The organism is Pseudomonas phenolilytica (assembly GCF_021432765.1).
In the GTDB taxonomy this organism is placed as follows: domain Bacteria; phylum Pseudomonadota; class Gammaproteobacteria; order Pseudomonadales; family Pseudomonadaceae; genus Stutzerimonas; species Stutzerimonas phenolilytica.
Map to the genome: position 1 here is coordinate 2127429 of NZ_CP058908.1, position 20242 is coordinate 2147670.

Here is a 20242-nt window from a genome sequence, read left to right on the forward strand (position 1 = left end):
AATAAGAATATTGTCTTGAATGTTTTGCGTCGACTTGGCTATTCTCAAGCCACTTTCAAACATGCGGAGGTGCTCGTGGGACGTTTGACCACACACGTACTGGATGCGGCGCACGGTTGTCCGGGCAGCGGCATCAAGGTGACGCTGTTTCGCGTCGAAGGGCAGGGCCTGGAATTGGTCGCTACCCGCGAAACCAATGCCGACGGCCGTTGCGACAGCCCCTTGCTGGAAGGGGACGACTACCGCTCGGGCGTCTACCAGCTGCATTTCCAGGCGGGCGATTACTACCGGCGCCGCGGTGTGACGCTGGGCGCGCCGGCGTTTCTCGATGAGGTGGTGCTCAGATTCGGTATCGATGCCGGGCAGGATCACTATCACGTGCCACTGCTGATTTCGCCGTACAGCTATTCCACCTATCGGGGTAGCTGATTCCGTTTGCCGTGCAACGACTCTCCCTGAGTCCCTTTTTACCCGCCCTTGTGGCGGGTTTCTTATGAGCGGTGGAGGCGCGCAGTGTGGGCTACAGATCGCGCGTTGCTCGGCGTTACTTTCCTATGGTGTCGGCGAATCGTAGGGTGGAAAACCGCGCAGCGTTTTCCACCAGAGTGGCGCGCCTGACATGGCGCTTTCCGGGGCGGAGCTGCAGGCCGTGCCTCGCACGGCGCGTCACTTTCTCTTGCCTCGCCAAGAGAACGTAACCAAAGAGAAGGCGACCCCTACATCCGGGTCTGGCCGCTGCGCGACCAGACTTCCCTCACTGCGGCGCCGCTCCGAGGGCACGTCACGAAGGTACGTCCCGCCTGGGCGGCCCCGTCCTTCGTGACTCGCTCGGCGTCCATGCCTCGCGTCCCCCTTCGCAACGCCTGCGTTCGGCCTCCTGAAGGGGCAGTCCGAGTCGCCTGAAGGATCGAAAGTCAGCTTCGGCGTGCAAGGCGCAACCTATAGACCGAGCCGAGGAAAGCGCCACGCCAGAAATAAACCGGTACGCCACCTGTGGTGGAGAACGCTACGCGGTTCTCCACACGGCCCGAGCCGCCGCTACGCGGCCAGCCAGGTCACCGACTCATCAGAGACGCCGCCCCGGCCCCTCCAAACAGCGCCGCGCTGGTCCGGTTGAACCATACGTGCCCGCGCCCGGTGCGCAGGTAGCGCGCCGCGCCCTGCGCGCCCTGCCCGTAGGCCAGTTTGCAGCACAGATCGAGCACCGCCCAGGTCACGATCATCACCAGCAACTGTGGCAGCAACGGCTGCCCGGCGCTGAGAAACTGCGGCAGGAAGGCCGCGAAGAACAGGATGTCCTTCGGGTTGCTGCCTCCCAGCATGAACGCCCGTCCGAACAGCCGACCGAAGCGCGGTGCCAGCGCCGGGGTTTCGATTGCTCGCGCGGCCGGGGCCTGGCGTGCCTCCTGCCAGCTCTGCCAGGCGAGATAGAACAGGTACAGCGCACCGATCAGCTTCAGCGCGCTGAACAGTCGCTCCGACGCCAGCAGGATGGCGCCGAGCCCCAGCGCCGAGGCGCTGAGCAGGAGGATCGAGGCCGTGACCCCGCCGAGAAAGGCCGGCCACGAACGGCGCACGCCGTAGTTCAGGCTGTTGCTGATCATCAACAGCGACAGCGGACCGGGGATCAAAATCACCACCAGCGCCGCACTCGCATACAACAACCAGGTTTCCAGACTCATCATTTCCTCCTGACAAATGCAAAAGCCCCGCCGCGATGCGACGGGGCGGTGATGCGTACCTCGTTCAGAGGAACGCGAACTTGGCGATGAAGATCACGCACAGCACGTACAGGCTGATCGACACCTTATCGCGCTGGCCGGTCAACAGCTTCAGCGTGGCGTAGGTGAGAAAACCCAGCGCGATGCCGTTGGCGATGGAAAAGGTCAGCGGCATCATCACCACGGTCACGATGGCCGGGATGGTGTCGGTGTGATCTTTCCAGTCGATGTGCGCCATGCCACTCATCATCAGCATGGCCACATAGATCAGTGCGCCGGCGGTGGCGTAGGCCGGAATCATGCCGGCCAGCGGGGCGAGGAACATGGCGGCGAGAAACAGTAACCCGACCGTGATCGCGGTAAGTCCGGTGCGGCCGCCGGCGGCGACGCCCGAGGCACTTTCCACGTAGCTGGTCACCGGTGGGCAGCCGACGAACGCGCCGACCACGCTGGAGGTGCTGTCGGCCTTCAGCGCGCGCGACAGGTCCTTGATGCGGCCCTCGTCATCCACCAGGTTGGCGCGATGCGCGACGCCCATGAGCGTGCCGGCGGTGTCGAACATGTTCACGAAGAGGAACGCGAGGATCACACTGATCATCGCCACGTCCAGTGCACCCAGGATATCCATCGCCAGCCAGGTCGGCGCCAGGCTCGGCGGCATCGACACCAGACCGCGGTACTCCACCAGGCCGAAGGCCCAGCCGATGGCGGTAACGGTCAGCATGGCGATCAGGATCGCGCCGAATACGTTGCGATGGCTGAGCACGGCAATCAGCAGGAAGCAGATGCCGGCGAGCAGCGCCGAAGGCTCGCCGAACGAACCCAGCGTCAGCAGCGTGGCGGGGCTGTCCACCACGATGCCGGCGGTCTTCAGGCCGATCAGCCCGAGGAACAGTCCGACGCCGGCGCCCATGGCGAAGCGCAAGCTCATCGGAATGCTGTTGAGCAGCCATTCGCGGATCTTCGACAGGCTCATGAAGACGAACAGCACGCCGGAGATGAACACCGCACCCAGCGCGATCTGCCAGCTGTAGCCCATCTCGCCGACCACCGTGTAGGTGAAAAACGCGTTGAGGCCCATGCCCGGTGCCAGGCCGACCGGCCAGTTGGCGTACAAACCCATGAGGAAGCAGCCCAGCGCCGCGCCGATGCAGGTGGCGACGAAGGCGGCACCGTGGTCGACGCCGGCTTCGGCCATGATGTTCGGGTTGACGAAGATGATGTAGGCCATGGTGACGAACGTGGTCAGGCCTGCGAGCAGTTCGGTACGCACGCTGGTGCGGTGTTCGCTGAGCTTGAAGAAGCGATCGAGTCGGCCGGGCGCCCGGTGCTGCGCCGGGGTGGCCCGCTGTTCCTGCGTGATGTTTTCCACTGGGGTGTTCCTCATCGTTCTTGTTGTCGATCACCCAGAGCCTGAGTGCTCCCGAGGGCGGGTGATGGGTGCGCTCGATCTGTCTCAAGTTGACTGAGAGGTCAGAAAGGCGTGTCGCGATTATGATGTTGTATACAAAAAAAGCAAACGTGGATTGGCTATAAAATTCGCGTCGAATGTCGTGATCGCATCTAACCAAAGGTGGAATATTCGGGCGAAGCGCAACGGTACGATACTGATACAGGCTCGTGCGGCGGTTTCGAGCACCCGAAAAGTGGGTGATTCAACGAACCGCGTCGCGCATTCCAGAGCATTTCGTGTGATAGATTGTGCACAATCGTCGGGTGCGTCATTTTCGCCAATCTGCTTCGGCGAACTGCCAGCGGCTCGCGGAACACAGTAAAGTTGCGCTGCCGACACCAGGATGCGAACTCTCGATGAACGAACAACTGCAGCCGCTGAAGAAACCAACACGCTCGGGCAAGGGCCGGACCGGAACCCAGGACGATATCGTCTACGCGCACATATTCGACGCCATCCTCGAACAGCGGCTGGCCCCGGGCACCAAGCTCAGCGAAGAAGCGCTGGGGGAAATTTTCGGCGTCAGCCGTACCATCATTCGCCGTGCGCTGTCGCGACTCGCCCATGAGGGTGTGGTGCTGCTGCGGCCCAATCGCGGCGCGGTGGTGGCCAGCCCGAGCGTCGACGAGGCGCGGCAGATCTTCTTTGCCCGCCGGCTGGTCGAGCGTGCGATCACCGAGCTCGCGGTACAGCACGCCAGCGGCGCCCAGCTGGCCGAGCTGCGACAGATGGTGAGCGACGAACGCGACTGCTTCGCCCGCGGTGACCGCGGCGCCGGCATCCGCCTGTCCGGCGAGTTTCACCTCAAGCTGGCCGAGGCGGCAAAGAACGCCCCGCTGATCAGCTTCCAGCGCAGCCTGATCTCGCAGACATCGCTGATCATCGCGCAGTACGAAAGCGGAAGCCGCTCGCACTGCTCCTACGACGAGCACAACGAACTGATCGATGCCATTGCCGCACGCGATACCGAACTGGCCGTGCGCCTGATGCTGCATCACATGGATCACATCGACAGCAAGCTCAACCTCGAAGAGGACAGCGCCTCGGGCGACCTGCACGCGGTGTTCTCGCACATCCTCGGCAAGAACGGCAAAGTCGCAAAGAAGCGCTGACGACCCACTGGCTGTCGCGCATCGGCTTCGTGATACCGCGATTCGCGGCTGGGGTCGATTGGGCTCGTGCGCTGACCGCCATCGGTAAACGCAATCGAACACACCGTTGATCGAGAAAGAATTAATACCCCGTAACGGAACGCGACCGTTTCGGTTGCGGTCTGATTCTTCGCCCAGCCCCGTATTGCGGCGCGCGGGTAGCTCGGGCGATGGCCCGCTGAGAATCAAGGAGTATCTCGATGAGAATCTGGACGGTGGTATTGCTTAGTGCGGCGCTGGGGCTGGCGGGTTGCAGTTTCAGCGCGCCGGGAGTGCATGCGCGTATCGGCGATGCCGACGCGGTGCATCTGGATATCGGTGGCCATGGACATGGCGGTGGCTTCTGCCCGCCAGGCCATCGCATGAAGGGGAGCTGCTAAATGTTCTCGCGCCTACTTGCAGTTGCGCTGGCGGCCCTGTTGATATCCGGCTGCAGCCTGCGTCTGCCGGGTATCGGAATCGATATCGGCGATGTGGGGCACGGCGGCCCGCCGCATTGTCCGCCAGGGCAAGCGAAGAAGGGCAACTGCTGACCCCGATGGCGGGCGCCTCGCCCGCCGCGTTCCGCTCTGACAGGGTCGCTACGCCGACCTTGTTTCTCAGGAGGCAATCATGCCCCGACTCCCCCTGTTGCTTCTCGTGCTGAGCCTGCTGGGTGGCTGTACGGTTTACGGTCACAGCGATCATGACTATTACCGGCCGTATTACTACGGTGGCTACAAGGATCATCACCACTCGAGCTATCCGACGCGTTACTACTACTACGACCGCCACGACTATCGTCGCTATGCACCGTCGGTTCGCTACTACGACCGTCACGAGCGCCACTACGACCGTCGTTACGACGGTCGCCACGACCGTGGCGACTATCGCTACGATCGGCACGACCGACGTTTCGACGGCGACAGACGGCACCCGTCCAGGTCTTACAGCCGCGCGCCAGAGCCCAGACCGCAGGGTAAACCGACGCACCGTGCCGGCTTGTATAAAGCGCAGCCGCAAGGCCGCTGGCGTGAACATCAGCGCGACGGACGACGCGAACACTGAAGCCGCGCTAAAGCGGTCGGCGTTGCGTGACGGGCTCAGGTGACTCCATGTGAGTGGGGTGGCGATTATCGAGCAGGATGTCGATAATCGCCCAACCGTCAGCCGCCTTCCGGAGCATCGCCATGACCGACGACACGCGCTTCCATCCCGCCGCGATGGCGCCGCCCATCGTCGCCTCGCCGGCCAAGCGCATCGAAGCGCTGACCGGCGATCCCAATTTCATGACCTCGCTGGCGCGCGGGTTGGCGGTGATCCACGCCTTCCAGGAACGCAAGCGCCACCTGACCATCGCGCAGATCAGCCATCGCACCGAAATTCCCCGCGCCGCCGTGCGCCGCTGTCTGCACACGCTGATGAAGCTCGGCTACGTCACCACCGACGGGCGCACCTATTCGCTGCTGCCCAAGGTATTGACGCTGGGGCATGCCTATCTGTCCTCGACGCCGCTGGCGCTGACCGCGCAACCGATCCTCGATCATCTCAGCGAGCAGCTGCACGAAGCCTGTTCGATGGCCACGCTGGAAGGTGACGAGGTGCTCTACGTCGCGCGCTCAGCCACGCCACAGCGGCTGATCTCGGTGGACCTGTCGGTGGGCAGCCGACTGCCGGCGTATTGCACGTCGATGGGCCGCATCCTGCTGGCGGCGCTGGACGACACGGCGCTCGACGAATACCTCGAACGCGCCGACCTGCAGGTCAAGACCAGCCGCACCTTGCACACGCCCGAGGCACTGCGGGCGAGCATCGCGGAAATCCGCCGTCAGGGCTGGGTCATCGTCGACCAGGAGCTGGAAGTTGGCCTGCGCTCGCTGGCGGTTCCGCTCAAGGATTCCGCCGGCCAGGTGCTGGCCGCGCTGAACGTCGGCACCCATGCGGGACGTGTCTCGCGTCAGGAGCTGGAGACGCGTTTCCTGCCGGTGCTGCTCGAAGCCAGTCGCGAACTGAGCACGCGGCTATTTCATTGACGCAGCATCGGTCGGGCCTCGCAGCCGGTGCGTGGCGTCGTGCGCTTGGCGCGGTGTGAAGGCGCTATTTGGTTCGATAATCGAACGGTATGTCGATTATCGGATTGTTAGGTGTGAGCTGGACCGTTACCGTTTTCTCCAACGCATACGGCGTAATGAAAACCACACGAGATCCGACTCATGGCTGAACTCCTCTCGCTCCGCGAAGCCGTCGAGCGCTTCATCCAGAACGGCGATACCGTCGCGCTGGAAGGTTTTACCCATCTGATCCCCACCGCTGCGGCCCACGAGATCGTGCGCCAGAACAAACAGGAGCTGACCCTGGTGCGCATGACGCCGGACCTGGTCTACGACCTGCTGATCGGCGCCGGCTGCGCGAAGAAGCTGATCTTCTCCTGGGGCGGCAACCCCGGCGTCGGCTCGCTGCACCGCCTGCGCGATGCGGTGGAGAAGCAGTGGCCGCAGCCGCTGGAGATCGAGGAGCACAGTCACGCCGACCTCGCTAACGCCTACGTCGCCGGCGCCTCGGGCCTGCCGTTCGCCGTGCTGCGTGCCTATGCCGGCTCCGACCTGCCGAAGGTCAACCCGGTGATCAAGTCGGTCACCTGTCCGTTCACCGGCGAAGTGCTGGCCGCCGTGCCGAGCGTGCGTCCGGACGTCACCGTGATCCACGCGCAGAAGGCCGACCGCAAGGGCAACGTGCTGATCCAGGGCATCCTCGGCGTGCAGAAGGAGGCCGCCCTGGCCGCCAAACGCTGCATCGTCACCGTCGAGGAAATCGTCGACGACCTCAACGCGCCGATGAACGCCTGTGTGCTGCCAACCTGGGCGCTGACTGCCGTCTGCCTGGTGCCGGGCGGCGCGCATCCATCCTACGCCCACGGCTACTACGAGCGCGACAACCGCTTCTACCAGGCCTGGGACCCGATCGCCCGTGATCGCTCGGCGTTCGGTGCCTGGATCGACACGTATATCCGCGGCACGGCCGATTTCGCCGAGTTCAAGCAAAAGCTCGCAGGGGAGGCCATCTGATGAGCGTTCACGATTACAGCACCAATGAAATGATGACCGTCGCCGCCGCCCGCCGCCTGGGCAATGGCAGCGTCTGCTTCGTCGGCATCGGCCTGCCGTCCAAGGCCGCCAACCTGGCGCGGCTGACCCATGCGCCGGAAGTCGTGCTGATCTACGAATCCGGCCCGATCGGCGCCAAGCCGAGCGTCCTGCCGCTGTCGATCGGCGACGGCGAACTGGCCGAGACCGCCGACACCGTGGTGCCCACCGGCGAGATCTTCCGCTACTGGCTGCAGGGCGGGCGCATTGACGTCGGCTTCCTCGGTGCGGCGCAGGTGGACAAGTACGGCAACATCAACACCACGGTGATCGGCGACTACCACCAGCCCAAGGTGCGCCTGCCGGGCGCCGGCGGCGCGCCGGAGATCGCCGGCAGCGCCAAGCAAGTGCTGATCATCCTCAAACAGTCGCACCGCACCTTCGTCGACAAGCTGGCCTTCATCACCTCGGTCGGCTTCGGCGAGGGCGGCGAGCACCGCAAGCAGCTCGGCCTGCCGGGCCAGGGCCCGGTGGCGATCATCACTGACCTGTGCATCATGGAGCCCGAAGCCGGTACCCACGAGTTCGTCGTCACCGCGCTGCACCCGGGCGTGACCCGCGAGCAGGTGATCGAGAACACCGGCTGGGCGATTCGCTTCGCCGATGAGGTCGCCACCACCGAGGCGCCGCGCGCCGAGGAACTGGCTGCACTGCGCGCCCTGGAAGCGCGCACCGCCGCCGCCCACGGCCAGGCTGGAGGTGACGAATGAGTCGCGACGTCTTCATCTGCGATGCCGTGCGCACGCCTATCGGCCGCTTCGGTGGTGCGCTGGCGGCGGTGCGCGCCGACGACCTGGCGGCGATCCCGCTCAAGGCCCTGCTCGAACGCAACCCCGAGCTCGACCCGGCGGCGATCGACGAGGTGTTCATGGGCTGCGCCAACCAGGCCGGCGAGGACAACCGCAACGTCGCGCGCATGGCAGCGCTGCTCGCCGGGCTGCCGGACAGCGTGCCGGGCGTGACACTGAACCGCCTGTGCGCCTCGGGCATGGACGCGGTGGGCACCGCCTTCCGCGCCATCGCCAGCGGCGAGCTGGAACTGGCCATCGCCGGCGGCGTGGAGTCCATGTCCCGCGCGCCCTACGTGATGAACAAGGCCGACACGGCGTTCGGCCGCGGCCAGAAGATCGAGGACACCACCATCGGCTGGCGCTTCATCAACCCGCTGATGAAGGCGCAGTACGGCGTCGATGCCATGCCGCAGACCGCTGACAACGTCGCCGATGACTGGCACGTCAACCGCGCCGACCAGGACGCCTTTGCCCTGCGCAGCCAGCAGCGCACCGCGGCGGCCCAGCAGGCCGGCTTCTTCGCCGAGGAGATCGTCCCGGTGGTGATCAAGACCCGCAAGGGCGAGACCGTGGTCGACACCGACGAGCATCCGCGCGCCGACACCACGGCCGAGGCCCTGGCCAGGCTCAAGCCGGTCAACGGCGAAGGCAAGACCGTCACCGCCGGCAACGCCTCGGGCGTCAACGACGGCGCGGCGGCGATGATCCTCGCCAGCGCCGAGGCGGTGCAGAAATACGGCTTGAAGCCGCGCGCCAAGGTGCTCGGCATGGCCAGCGCCGGCGTCGCGCCGCGGGTCATGGGCATCGGCCCGGTGCCAGCGGTGAAGAAGCTTTGCGAGCGCCTGGGCAAGGCGGTGGACGAGTTCGATGTGATTGAGCTCAACGAAGCGTTCGCCGCCCAGGGCCTGGCGGTGATCCGCGCGCTAGGCCTGGCCGATGACGATGCCCGCGTGAACCCCAATGGCGGCGCCATCGCCCTCGGCCACCCGCTGGGCATGAGCGGCGCGCGCCTGGTGCTGACCGCGGTGCACCAGCTGGAGAAGTCCGGCGGCAAGCTCGGCCTGGCGACCATGTGCGTCGGCGTCGGCCAGGGCCTGGCGCTGGCAGTTGAGCGGATCTGAATGCAGGCACGGTAGAGTCCGCGCAGCCGTAAGTGCTCACGGCTGGCCGGATACCTACCCAGCCGAGCGAGGATTCGAACCGTTCTTTTATCCTGGCCGACCGCATCGTTGAACGATACGCCGGCCGAACATCCCGTTTGAAAAGAGTGAATGACCATGCCGACCCTGAAATTGGCCGATGCCAGTCTGAACTACCGTTTCGATGGCGCCGAAGGCCTGCCGGTACTGGTGCTCTCCAATTCGCTGGGCACCAGCCTGGGTATGTGGGATGAGCAGATTCCGGTGTTCGCCAACCATTTTCGCGTGCTGCGATACGACACCCGCGGCCACGGCGAATCGAGCGCCAGCCCCGGCCCCTACAGCATCGAACAGTTGGGCCGCGACGTGCTCGGTTTGCTCGATGGGCTGGGAATTGAAAGTTTTTCTTTCTGCGGACTGTCGATGGGCGGGTTGATTGGCCAGTGGCTGGCGCTCCATGCCGGTCCGCGCCTGCAGCGCCTCGTGCTGTGTAACACCGCCGCGAAGATCGGCACCGAACAAATCTGGAACGACCGCATCGAGACGGTACTCAGGGGGCAGCAGCAAGCCATGCGCGACATGCGCGACGCCTCCGTCGCACGCTGGTTCACTCCTGGCTTCGCCGAGCAGCACCCGGACATCGCGAGCCGTATCACCGACATGATCGCCAACACCTCACCGGACGGCTACGCCGCCAACTGCGCCGCCGTGCGCGATGCCGATTTCCGTGAGCAGCTAGCCGCCATCACCGCGCCCACCCTCGTGGTCTGTGGCGCCAAGGATCCGGTGACGACCGTGGAGCACGGTCAGTTCATCCGGGCACAAGTTGCCGGCGCGGAACTGGTAGCCTTCGAAGCCGCCCACCTCTCGAACGTCGAAGCTGGGCAAGCCTTCACCCAGCGCGTATTGGAATTCCTGCGCGGGTGAGACAGTGGAGAGAAGGTCATCCTGAAGACATAAAAAAGCCCTGTAAAAACAGGGCTTTTTTATTTCGTATCTGGAGCGGGCGAAGGGAATCGAACCCTTTTGCTTAGTGTGTCGTTCCGGCTCAATGCGTGTCGTTATGTGGTTTCCGGGCTGAGCCGTCTGCTCGTTTCGACGCAATTCGGCACAGTGTTTTCGACACTTTATCGACAGCTAACCGGGCTGCGATGGTGAGCGTGGCTCGACCTGCACCGGCCGTTCAAAAGTAGGCTCGATCCGCTCCACATTTGCACTTGGCTCAATGACCGGCTCAGCAGCAGGGGTCGGAACAGCTCTTTGAGGCTGCGGCTCGGGCGCCCGTTTGCACTCCGGGAAGGTAAGGGCGATCTGCTCTACGGACGGCATGATCTCGCAACGCCAGCGCACAACGCGAATGCCCGCTGCGGTTAGAACCTTGTCCTTCTTGGCATCGGCTTTGTGTCGATCCTCGTCCGAGTAGTGCGATTTGTCGTCCAGCTCTACGGCCGCAACGGTGTTCAAGAACTCGTCCGCGATCACGAAATCAACGCTCATCTGACTGATGCGGGAAAACCACATCTTGAAGCTGTGGCCTTTCTTGATCGCCACCAGCTGCGATAGCTGCACCTGGGTGAAGATGTAGTGATCCGGTAATGCTTGCCGTAGGCGCTCGAACAGCACTGTTTCCGTTGCGGTTATCAGCTTCCGCTTCTGAAACGGCCATTCGCCCTCTGGGTCGTAGCGAAAACCATCCGCGGCGATCTTGCGACTCGGTTGGGCTGACTGTGGCGTTTGTTGTGGTTGCTGCGGTTGAGGCTGAGCGCTGGCTGTCCCAGTGAACGTCGGCTCTTGCTTCTTTGCTGGCTCCTTCCATGGCGCGCGAGCTGGCCGCTTGTAGCGATTTGATTTTGGCTTCTTCTTAACTTGAAAAATGAAAAAGACAATAGCGAAAACGATAATCCAGCCGAAAACATCCATGTATAGACCTGTTTGGTTCTAGGGAAAACTACTACCTATTTGGCTAAAGTTCGGCAATAGGTACTTCAAGGTAGTGGCAGTTTGTTTCCCGGTTGAGTATATCGATCATCCGCTCCATGGTTGGCCGTTCTCTAAAGCCAATTTTAAAGCTAGACCCATTAGTATAGAAAATATCGGCATGATTCAGTGGGTGAAGATGCCCGTTTCTTTGCGCTGGATCATGGTCAAAACGTAAATAGCCGTCTTCCGCGTCGAGCATTTCAGTGAATAATGACCAGAAAGTCTGGGAAGCCCCACCTTGATCGTCAAAATATTGTATTAGATCCCACTCTGTTTGAATTCCTTGTCCTCTGAACGCTGATGTGGCCAGAAGAACTTCCGAAGTAACTTGGCTGTCTATGGGAATTCCATGGGAAGATGTGAGCTGAAATTGATCTCCCTCGACTTCGATTCGAAATGGGAATGCGATTGAAAAAACCTTTTCTTCAGTGCTAACGAATACACGGCTCATTCGCGTAGATATGACTTTCAGGCTCGCGTGGATAAATTGCTCCTGTGGTGGATAGTAATTAATAATTAGCTTGGCCAGCTCCATCCAGATTTCAATTACGTCAAATCTAGTGCGTACTGGTTTTATTGCTCTGGCATATTGGTATTGGTCAATGCTAAATGTGTAGGAAGTCATCGCTTGCTTCCTTATTCAGAGATTAGTTTTTTTGCCAGTTTAAATATATCCTCTCGTTCCGAGTTTGCATCTAGCATAATTTTCATTACGCTTAAGAGTTTCTCGGATTTTTGTTTGCTTACTTTTAATTCTATTAGGACTTCCATAGCCACTTCGTCAAATGTTTTCAAGCTCCCTTGCCATTTTACGTTGGCTTTGATTTGCTCTTGTTCTTGTGGGGTTGGCGGGATCACTCGAAGCGCATGCTCATCAAAGATATTGTTGAGGCCTTGCTCGATATTGTCCAGCGCTTCCGTGTTAAAGCCTTCTCTTACAATCACATAGGTTTTCAAAAATGATCGCGTTATAGCCATGTACAACGAGTTGCGGTGGCTAAATGAGTCGGATAGGCTGTGAGTGGCGCAAATTACAAATGGAAATTCTAGGCCCTTAACATGGTTGGTGTTGCTTAAAAAGATTTCACCAGGTCTGCTCGGTAGGCGGGTTTCGTATGCTTTGTTTACCGGCCATTCCATTGCTCTGGGTATCATTGTTGCCAGTAGGTCAGAAATCTCGTAAGAAGCCTTCCCTCGGTCGATCATAATGATCCCGATATCTGCTGGCTCAACATTAGGGTAAGCGTCTCTGATTTCTTGGAGGCATTCGATTATTTTGTTCGCGCAGCTCGGAACATAACTGCCGCTGATTCGAATAAGGCTAACGCTTTCGCTCTCGTCTTTTACGTCTTCGAATCTGCTTATTGGCTCGCGTTTAAGAACTAACTCGTTTGTGGTTTTATCGACTCGGCTAATGTAGCCGCAAGCTTCAAGGTCTTCATTAGAGAGCCAGTTTAGTTTTTTTGGTTCAAAATAACCCATGCCTAAGGCCTGGGCGAACATGAGAGTTGCAGGGGCTGTTCTGTAGCATTTGCTGAGAATGAATTCAGGCTGGCCGCCGACTTCTTTCCTTTCGTCAAATATACTTTGAAAAATATCGCCTGCGATGTAGATGGAGTTTCTTGTTACTTTTCTGCATAACTCAAAGAAGCTCTCTGGAAAGTCTTGGCTCTCATCTATTAACATGTAATCGAAGGCATAATCGTCTTCGGAAAATCTTTTTTCCTCAAGTTCTTTTAGCGCTAGGTTGCATGCCCGGTCAAAGTCCATTAGTCGAGACCAAGGGAAGAACGTAAGGTTGTAATGACTGCATATGGCAGCGTATGTTCCGCTGGTTTGGTCGTTTTGTGAGCCCCATCCGTGAACGCAAAATAATCTTTTGTCCCATTCGATTTGTTGTTCAACTTTCATGAAGTTGAAGAAGCTTGGGATTCTGCGGCGCAAGTTGGTTGCCAGTATTTTATTGTGGCATGTCATTAATATCTTGCTTTTACTATCAGAGACGTATAGTTCTTTGAGTTTGTGTAAGAGAAGTTCGGTTTTTCCCGTGCCGGACAATCCTTGAATTCGTACGACTTTTTGATTCAGGTTTTGGTAAACAAATCTCGTTTGATCGCCATCAAATAGTAGGATGTTCCTTTTTATACGATCTAAGTCGTTCTCAGGGACATCTACCCCTACACGGTCAATGTCATTAATGCTGCCGGTTACAAGGGATACTAGTAATTCTGAAGTGCGTTGCTGGAAAAGGTCGTAAAGTTCGGTTTCGTCTAGGTATTCGGCTATCCCTAGTGTGTCTTCTACTACGATCTCGGTGATTAGATCGCGGCTCCAGGCTTTGGGTCGGCCGATTTTGTCTTTGTAATTGTATTTATTTGAAATGTATCCAATGTCTTCAATGAAGTCTTCGATGTACTCTTCAAATGCGTCGCGATTTTTGTCAAAATTGACAAATAGAATTTTTCTTTTGGGAATTAGTATTGCGTAGCTGTCGCCGGCCGCATAGTCTGATTTAACTTCGATTAACGGCTTTTTGAGTACGTAGCATTGAATATATTTTTCCGCACACCAATCAGCTAGCTCTTGCATGAAGCCTTCGGCTGCGGCGCTTGCGTCTGTGTCTGTATATACGTAACTGCTCATGATCAATTCTTCCGTGGATTTGACAACTGCCCACTGGTTGACGTCCGGGCGTACCATCGCTTAGCTACTTCTTTGGTGACCGCTATCCCGCGCTTTGATTGGGCAAGTTTGAATTCGCTTCTTCATATCCTGGCGAAAATTGGCCTTTAGAAGGGTCAACTTCTCCTTTCCACAGCCAGAGCTCGTACTGGGGAAATGCCTTCAGCAACTCCTCCATATCTTCAATACGGGTCTTCACCTTCAAGTCCGTGGCTACTGTTTGCCACCGCCGTCGGTTCTTGATCGCCGAAGCTTGGGCGAGTCGCGCCGGACCGATGTAACGGACAAGCGTTCTTAAACGCTCTTCTATCATTCCAAAATGCTCTAAAAATCACTGACGAAATATTTGAGTGACGAATATTTCGTCTGTAGTATTTCGCTCGGTGACGAATTATTCGTCAATGCACGCATGCATAAATTGCCACGAATAGTGACGGAACGAGCATGGAACTGGAAGAGCTGGAACCTTCAAAGCTGATCGCCCCACAGCAGGACGTGGAAACCGTCGAAGCCTGGGCCGAACGTAATGGCCTGACATGCTCCATGGCCCGCGCCTGGGTCTACCGGGGCGTACTCCCCACCGTAAAGCTCGGCAAGCGCCGCATGATTAACAGTGCGCTGCTGCGTAGCTGGCTGCTCGAACAGGAGTGGACCGCATGAATCCTCCTCTCTATATGCAAGCTGCATTCGCCGCTCTGATCGGTGTGTCCGTGGAGACGGTTGCTGGTTGGGTCAGGACTGGCGCCGTCGAGAGCGTGAAACTTGGCAAAACCCGTCTGGTGCGTTTTCCGGGGGTGGACCAATGAGCCGCACAGACCAGCAATTCAAGCTGCGTATGCCTGCTGCACTTCGCGCCCAGGTCGAGCAGTCCGCTTGGGCTGCACGCCGCTCCCTGAACGCCGAAATCGTTCTTCGCCTGGAAGCGTCGTTTGGCGCTGCTGCGCAGTGCATGCAGGAGGCAAGTAACGACCGTGAAGTGATCTCTGCGCTTTCTAAGTGCGTTGCCTCGTTGGATCAGTTGCTTCCTTACCTAGGCAAAGTGCCCGCTGATGTCGGCCTTTTGAATGATGCCTTGGTTGCCGCTCGCGCAGTGTTAGCTAAGCAAGAGGTGGGGCAATGAGTTATGTCCAACTCCCAATATCAACGCCTTCCGCACGCCCAGGACTGCGACTGCTCTGTCTGCTGGTCCAGACGCGAAATGGCGAAACCCGATCCCTCCCGGTCCACACCATGCGCCCAATGCCGCCCCGCGTATGCGCGGCCGATTCGTACGCTGCAAATGGCCTGCGTCGGTGGAACCTGGAAGCCTCTGCTCTCGGAGTGGACAGTGGAACCGGCCTTTATCTGCGAGAAGCACACGCCACCCGACCGCCCCGCGAAGTGGTGGAGCGTTATTTACGACTCCGGCAAGCCAACGCCCTACGTGCCGATTCACGAGCCGTTCGAGCTGGTGGGGTAGGGCGCAAGCGGATGCAGGTTCGTATCGCGGCACCTAACTGGCATGAGATCGGTCGGGAGCTGACCGTTGGCGGGGAGCTGTACGGGCACGTCACCTATCGCCGCGATGTTCCTCTATTCATTCCGTTGGACGGTAGCGAGCCAACGAAACACCGGTCCCTCGTCGAGCTGCGTCGCTATGTCGCTGAGCGTTATCAGGCTGAGCGCGTGGCCGAAGAGGTCCAGGGCCGCGCTCCCGGCTCGTCGGATCACGCTTCACCGATCCGGCGAACGGAAGCACGGGCGGAGCGCACCCTTGACCCTGCACGAACCGAAACAGCCTCCGCTCGTGAGTGCGGGAGCGCTTTTCCCTCCCGCGCTCCCGAGCCCTCGGCGGCGAGAGTGGGATGACAAGGGCGAAGCCCTTGGTGTTAAACAGCGTTTTCGATGATTAATGAAATTAATGTTCGATCAAGTGGAAAGTGTCAATTCAGCACTATTCGTCGCATTAAAAAATGAAGTATTTAATCTTTTAATACTTGATAAATAGTTGTTCCAAGAGTGTTTAAATACAGCTATAGATAACCCGCAAGCCAAGTAACAAAGCCGGTCGCAGTGAAATTGCTTTTTCACTCGTTCGGGATCGCTCGGCCTGCAGAAAGCAAAGCAGCGCAATAAAGCGCAACTAGAGAGAGGAAACACAAGATGGCACGTTCGACTATGGAAGTTGCATTTCTCGGCACTCAACGCTTCGACGGTGAAGCGGGCCAGAAGTACATCAAGGTCTTCTACGGCGATGAGCCGGACGGCAAGACCGAACACGGCCTGTCGATTATCGGCATGGCAGCAGCGGACGAAGTAGCCGACGAGATCTTCGCAGCCGGCGCGCAGTTCGAGCCGCTGCAACTGGTGCGCATCCATTTCGAGATTGCCCGTGGTGGGCAGAACAAGGGCAAGAATCTGGCGCTCCAGCTCGAAGCCGTCCAGACCCGCGCCGCTGCCGAAACCCCGCGCGCCCCAGCTCAACCCCAGGCCAAAGCCGGCGACCCGGCCAAGGCCAACTAACCGGGAGGGGCGGCCATGCTGATCGATGACCGGGTGTACTGCGACTGTTGCGGCAACGACATGGGCAAGCTCATGGCGCTGCCCGCGCCGCAAAGCGACCTGCTGCCCGACCTCAGTCTGCCGCCCCACTTCGCCGTCTGCCCCGACTGCGAACCCTCCGAATCCGCTGACCTCGCGCAGGCCGGCGAATGAATTTCCTCGCCTGTGACGGTGACTGGCTGCAAGGCGCCGATGGCTCGCCCATCTGCTCTGGCTCGCTGGTCGCCCTCACGGTCGAGGAGATGCAAAGCCTCTACGGCTCTGCACTGACCTGGGACCAAGTCTCCGAGCTGCAAGGCGAAGCGATTGTTCTGTTCGCCACCGTGTTCGGCTTCCTAGTCCTGAAAAAAGCCCTGAAACAGTGAGGTATCACCCATGCAACTGAACAAGCACTTCATCAAGAAAATCGGCCTCGGCGCTGCCGTTGCTCTCTCGGCTGCTGCTGGCTCTGTCTACGCGGCAGTCCCGGCCGAAGCCACCACCGCGCTCGATACTGCGGGTACCGACGTCGGCACCATCGGCTGGGCCGTCTTCGCCGTGATCATCGCCGCGATGGCGTTCAAGTACATGCGCCGCGCCCTGTAACCGGGGTTAGCGCACTGCATGTGCCGAAGCAAACAAACCCCGCTCCGGCGGGGTTTTCTCTTCCAGGGAAACGCCATGAGTTACGAACTGTACGTCCTGATCCTCACCACCCTGGCGTTCTATCTCGTGTTTTTTGGGCGGGTGTGATTATGCGGATGCTTTGTGCCAAGCGATCAGGCGATCTTTTCGAGGTGGTGATGATGAAGGCCGCTCGCTTTTGGTTTTTGGCGCTGGCTATATCCCTATTGGCTACACAGGCCGCCTGCGCCGTAGAAGTCATTACCTATAAGGCGACAGGAATGGGTGCCGATGCCACCAAAACGGCATTTGGTAAGTCTCCCAATGCAGCGTGCATCGACCTGTCCAAGCAAATCGGTTATGCCCACGAATCGGCTGGTGGTAACACTCAAACGGGCCAGTGCTACGGCTTTAGAAGCGGGACGCGATGGCAGTACGGCTGGTGGGAGAAGATCACGCAAGAATGCGAGTTTGGCTCGGCGGATGGCGTAACCTGCGATGGGCCGCCAGAGCCTGATCAATGCGAAGCCACCAACGGCCAGACCGTCAGCCACGAACATCTGATGAAGTCGGCAGTGGGCCAGCCGTCGATCGATCCTCCCGGCTCGGTCTGCGGCAACGGCTGCCAATACGCCTTCACCTACACCGCCGCCTCCAATGTGTACGTCTACAGCAGCGGCAATCCGCCCGGCGTGTTCGGGGTGTACTCGTACAGCGGCAACGGCATCCAGTGCAACGAAAGCACGCTCAAATCGCCGGGCGATCCCTCGGCAGGCGATACGCAGAACCCCGACGACACACCGCCCCCGGACACCGATAACAAGTGCCCTGAGGGTTACACCTACAACGGCACCTTTTGTTCGCCGAACACGCCGCCGCCTGATCCTGACGGCCCGACCGATCCGACTGACCCAACCGATCCCGCTGACCCTGGCGATGGTTCAGGCGATGGAGGCGGCGGTGGTGGTGGCGGCTCCGATGGGGGTGGCTCCGGCGATGGCAGCGGTTCGGGAGACGGCTCGGGGGATGGTGACGGTTCGGGCGACGGAGAAGGGGACGGCGATGGCTCGGGCGGCGGTGGTACCGGCACGGGCGAAGGCGAAGGCGAGGAAGAAGAGGACAAGTCCAGCGTTGGCGGCGAACCCTGCGAGGCGACCCTGAGCTGCGAGGGCGATGCCGTCCAGTGCGCCATCCTTCGCCAGCAGAAAGAGCTGCGCTGCCACGCTGAAGAACAAGCCGACTTCAAGAAACACCAGTCCTCCATCGAAGCGGCCGTCCAGGGCGACAAATTCAAGCTACAGGAAGGCGCTGATATCGAGCTGCCGACCTTCGTCAATCAGGGCACCCGGTTTCTCTCGCCCAACTGCCCGGCAGCGGAGAAGTTCACCCTTCGCACCGCTGGCGGGCGCTCGTTCGAACTCACCTATGAGCCGCTATGCCGCGCCGCCAGTGATCTGAGCGGCCTGTTCGTGGCTGTGGCTACCGTCCTGGCTGCCCTGTATGTGGGCCGCTCCGTAGGAGGTCAGTAATGCAGTTTCTATTCATCGTGCAGATGCTCGTGATCATCCTCGGCCCGCTGGTGAAGATGGTGCTGAAAATGATCGGCTTCGGCTTCGTCTCCTATGTCGGCTTCAACCTGATCATCGGCCAGGCGCAAAGCTACCTGTTCGGCCTGATGGGTGATGTGGGGCCGGTGATTCAGGGAATCCTCGGGCTGGCGAAGTTCGATGTGGTGGTGAACCTGTATTTCGCCGCGATCTCGACGCGCTTCATGCTGGCGGGGATCGACAAGGCCACTGACCGTCGCCGCAATCAGGTCTGGCACAAGCCGGGCGGCACCTCCATCGAAGCCTAAGGAGGCGCCGTCATGCTCGTTATCCGCACCGGCAAGCCCGGCCACGGCAAGACCCTCAACACCATCCGCGAAGTCGATCAGAAGGCCCACGCCGAGGGCCGCGTCGTCTACTTCCACAACATCAACGGCCTCAAGCCCGATCAACTGCAAGCGCAGTGGTTTGAGTTCGAAGACCCGGAGAAGTGGTTCGAGCTGCCGAACGATTCGCTCATCGTGGTCGATGAAGCGCAGGGCTGGTTCGGCGCACGCGATCCCAGGGCGCGGCCACCGGAGCACATCACCCGTTTTGAGACGATGCGCCACCAGGGTCACGAAGTGCACCTCGTCACACAGGACCCGCGCTACCTCGATGTGCACCTGCGCCGGCTGTGCAATGCGCATATCCACTACTGGCGCGTGTTCAAGTCCGCTCAGCTGCTGCGCTTCGAGTCGGAAGTCGTCGTAGAGAAAGTCGAGCTAAAAACCAGCTTCAAGGACGCCGACAAGAAATCGCTGCGCCTGGATAAACGCTATTTCGGTGCCTACACCAGCACCAATGCCAAGCACCATTTCCAGACCAAGGTGCCCACGAAATTCATCCTCGCGATGTGCGTGATCCTGGGTGCCGGCATCCTCGTTTACCGCGCCTATGAGCGGTACAGCGCCGAGAAAGCTCAGGCCGAAGCCACCACCAGCGCGCCGGCCGGAAGCATGGTCGATCAGGTGCGCGATACGGTCGGAGCGTTTATCCGGCCTAGCGCCACCGACGCCGAACAGGCCGCGCCGCTCACCGTCGAGCAGTACCTCGGCAAGCGGGTTCCGAGGGTGCAGGACCTGCCAGCCTCGGCGCCGGTATATGACGGCCTGACGGGGCCGCAAGCCTTCCCGAAACCGGTCTGCATCGCCACCACTGACCGGGAACTGATCGCCCGCAACTACAAGCGCATGCAGGTGGGCGACAGCGATGAAGGGCTGACGGGATGCCGCTGCAACACCCAGCAGGGCACGCGGCTGGAAGTGTCGTTCGCCTTCTGCATGTCGGTCGTGCAGAACGGCTACTTCGACGACACCAAGCCTGACCGTGGCTCGCCGCAGGACATGCGCAACCAGCCACCACCACCGACCAGCATACCGGCCTATCAGCCAAGCCAGCAGCAGGCGGCTACCACGCTTACGCGCGTGCCTTACGAGAAGGGGCGTTTCCTGTGGTGATGACCGTCAGCGC

Annotated in this window: 27 protein-coding genes; 21 read left to right on the forward strand and 6 right to left on the reverse strand. The window is 60.0% G+C overall.

What is annotated here, in order from left to right; all coding sequences use genetic code 11:
- The first annotated feature begins 75 nt into the window (after positions 1-75).
- On the forward strand, positions 76-429 hold the full coding sequence (uraH, locus tag HU825_RS10260; RefSeq protein ID WP_043295961.1) for a hydroxyisourate hydrolase: 354 nt from the start codon (positions 76-78) through the stop codon (positions 427-429).
- A gap of 626 nt (positions 430-1055) precedes the next feature.
- Here uraH and HU825_RS10265 read toward each other — a convergent pair.
- Together HU825_RS10265 and HU825_RS10270 are read right to left on the reverse strand one after the other, a co-directional pair.
- Positions 1056-1682 carry a LysE family translocator gene (locus HU825_RS10265; protein WP_234301970.1) on the reverse strand — a complete coding sequence of 209 codons (627 nt, stop codon included), beginning with the start codon at positions 1680-1682 and terminating at the stop codon, positions 1056-1058.
- A gap of 64 nt (positions 1683-1746) precedes the next feature.
- The gene (locus HU825_RS10270) at positions 1747-3093 is read right to left on the reverse strand and encodes an NCS2 family permease (protein WP_234301971.1); all 1347 of its coding nucleotides are present in this window, start codon (positions 3091-3093) and stop codon (positions 1747-1749) included.
- 437 nt (positions 3094-3530) lie between these two features.
- Here HU825_RS10270 and HU825_RS10275 point away from each other — a divergent pair, with 437 nt between their 5' ends.
- From HU825_RS10275 to pcaD, 9 genes are all read left to right on the forward strand, one after another.
- A complete protein-coding gene (locus HU825_RS10275; protein ID WP_043295964.1) occupies positions 3531-4286 on the forward strand; it encodes a GntR family transcriptional regulator in 756 nt (251 codons plus the stop codon).
- A 239-nt stretch (positions 4287-4525) separates the two neighbouring features.
- The gene (locus HU825_RS10280) at positions 4526-4705 is read left to right on the forward strand and encodes a hypothetical protein (protein ID WP_043295965.1); all 180 of its coding nucleotides are present in this window, start codon (positions 4526-4528) and stop codon (positions 4703-4705) included.
- Positions 4706-4858 carry a hypothetical protein gene (locus HU825_RS10285; protein WP_223250042.1) on the forward strand — a complete coding sequence of 51 codons (153 nt, stop codon included), beginning with the start codon at positions 4706-4708 and terminating at the stop codon, positions 4856-4858.
- Between the two features lie 79 nt (positions 4859-4937).
- Positions 4938-5372 carry a hypothetical protein gene (locus HU825_RS10290; RefSeq protein ID WP_156716369.1) on the forward strand — a complete coding sequence of 145 codons (435 nt, stop codon included), beginning with the start codon at positions 4938-4940 and terminating at the stop codon, positions 5370-5372.
- 122 nt (positions 5373-5494) lie between these two features.
- Entirely contained in the window at positions 5495-6337 is an 843-nt protein-coding gene (locus tag HU825_RS10295; protein WP_054093705.1) for an IclR family transcriptional regulator, read from the forward strand.
- 180 nt (positions 6338-6517) lie between these two features.
- A complete protein-coding gene (locus HU825_RS10300) occupies positions 6518-7369 on the forward strand; it encodes a CoA transferase subunit A (protein ID WP_234301972.1) in 852 nt (283 codons plus the stop codon).
- A complete protein-coding gene (locus tag HU825_RS10305) occupies positions 7369-8157 on the forward strand; it encodes a CoA-transferase subunit beta (RefSeq protein WP_054093707.1) in 789 nt (262 codons plus the stop codon). Before HU825_RS10300 ends, HU825_RS10305 begins: the two co-directional genes overlap by 1 nt.
- Positions 8154-9359 (forward strand): 3-oxoadipyl-CoA thiolase, encoded by a 1206-nt coding sequence (gene pcaF, locus HU825_RS10310; protein ID WP_234301973.1) that lies wholly within the window; start codon positions 8154-8156, stop codon positions 9357-9359. The genes HU825_RS10305 and pcaF overlap by 4 nt, the downstream gene beginning before the upstream one ends.
- A gap of 156 nt (positions 9360-9515) precedes the next feature.
- Positions 9516-10304: a 3-oxoadipate enol-lactonase gene (gene pcaD / locus HU825_RS10315; protein ID WP_043295971.1), complete on the forward strand. Its 789-nt coding sequence runs from the start codon at positions 9516-9518 to the stop codon at positions 10302-10304.
- 210 nt (positions 10305-10514) lie between these two features.
- Here the strand turns inward: pcaD and HU825_RS10320 are convergent, their stop codons facing one another.
- The 4 genes from HU825_RS10320 to HU825_RS10335 form a co-directional block, all read right to left on the reverse strand.
- Positions 10515-11297, reverse strand: coding sequence for a DUF2726 domain-containing protein (locus HU825_RS10320; RefSeq protein WP_234301974.1), 783 nt, complete (start codon positions 11295-11297; stop codon positions 10515-10517).
- A 43-nt stretch (positions 11298-11340) separates the two neighbouring features.
- Positions 11341-11982, reverse strand: a complete 642-nt coding sequence (locus HU825_RS10325) for an STM2766 family helicase-associated protein (protein ID WP_234301975.1) — start codon at positions 11980-11982, stop codon at positions 11341-11343.
- A gap of 11 nt (positions 11983-11993) precedes the next feature.
- Positions 11994-14000, reverse strand: a complete 2007-nt coding sequence (locus HU825_RS10330; protein WP_234301976.1) for an STM2767 family DEAD/DEAH box helicase — start codon at positions 13998-14000, stop codon at positions 11994-11996.
- An 82-nt stretch (positions 14001-14082) separates the two neighbouring features.
- On the reverse strand, positions 14083-14238 hold the full coding sequence (locus HU825_RS10335) for a hypothetical protein (RefSeq protein WP_234301977.1): 156 nt from the start codon (positions 14236-14238) through the stop codon (positions 14083-14085).
- Between the two features lie 245 nt (positions 14239-14483).
- On the opposite strand from HU825_RS10335, the gene HU825_RS10340 reads away from it, so the two are divergent.
- From HU825_RS10340 to HU825_RS10390, 11 genes are all read left to right on the forward strand, one after another.
- A complete protein-coding gene (locus HU825_RS10340) occupies positions 14484-14699 on the forward strand; it encodes a hypothetical protein (RefSeq protein ID WP_014819553.1) in 216 nt (71 codons plus the stop codon).
- A complete protein-coding gene (locus HU825_RS10345; protein WP_234301978.1) occupies positions 14696-14845 on the forward strand; it encodes a helix-turn-helix domain-containing protein in 150 nt (49 codons plus the stop codon). Before HU825_RS10340 ends, HU825_RS10345 begins: the two co-directional genes overlap by 4 nt.
- On the forward strand, positions 14842-15159 hold the full coding sequence (locus HU825_RS10350) for an Arc family DNA-binding protein (protein WP_234301979.1): 318 nt from the start codon (positions 14842-14844) through the stop codon (positions 15157-15159). The genes HU825_RS10345 and HU825_RS10350 overlap by 4 nt, the downstream gene beginning before the upstream one ends.
- A 3-nt stretch (positions 15160-15162) precedes the next feature.
- Complete coding sequence (locus HU825_RS10355; protein ID WP_234301980.1) at positions 15163-15498, forward strand: DUF5447 family protein; 336 nt, start codon at positions 15163-15165, stop codon at positions 15496-15498.
- 683 nt (positions 15499-16181) lie between these two features.
- Positions 16182-16541 carry a hypothetical protein gene (locus tag HU825_RS10360; RefSeq protein WP_234301981.1) on the forward strand — a complete coding sequence of 120 codons (360 nt, stop codon included), beginning with the start codon at positions 16182-16184 and terminating at the stop codon, positions 16539-16541.
- Between the two features lie 15 nt (positions 16542-16556).
- Entirely contained in the window at positions 16557-16733 is a 177-nt protein-coding gene (locus HU825_RS10365; RefSeq protein WP_234301982.1) for a hypothetical protein, read from the forward strand.
- Positions 16730-16945: a hypothetical protein gene (locus HU825_RS10370; RefSeq protein WP_015277797.1), complete on the forward strand. Its 216-nt coding sequence runs from the start codon at positions 16730-16732 to the stop codon at positions 16943-16945. Before HU825_RS10365 ends, HU825_RS10370 begins: the two co-directional genes overlap by 4 nt.
- 10 nt (positions 16946-16955) lie before the next feature.
- Positions 16956-17165 (forward strand): major capsid protein, encoded by a 210-nt coding sequence (locus HU825_RS10375; RefSeq protein ID WP_043298724.1) that lies wholly within the window; start codon positions 16956-16958, stop codon positions 17163-17165.
- Between the two features lie 149 nt (positions 17166-17314).
- On the forward strand, positions 17315-18712 hold the full coding sequence (locus HU825_RS10380; RefSeq protein ID WP_234301983.1) for a virulence factor TspB C-terminal domain-related protein: 1398 nt from the start codon (positions 17315-17317) through the stop codon (positions 18710-18712).
- Positions 18712-19038: a DUF2523 domain-containing protein gene (locus HU825_RS10385; protein WP_043298722.1), complete on the forward strand. Its 327-nt coding sequence runs from the start codon at positions 18712-18714 to the stop codon at positions 19036-19038. The genes HU825_RS10380 and HU825_RS10385 overlap by 1 nt, the downstream gene beginning before the upstream one ends.
- A 12-nt stretch (positions 19039-19050) precedes the next feature.
- Positions 19051-20229, forward strand: a complete 1179-nt coding sequence (locus tag HU825_RS10390; protein ID WP_234301984.1) for a zonular occludens toxin domain-containing protein — start codon at positions 19051-19053, stop codon at positions 20227-20229.
- Positions 20230-20242 lie beyond the last annotated feature (13 nt).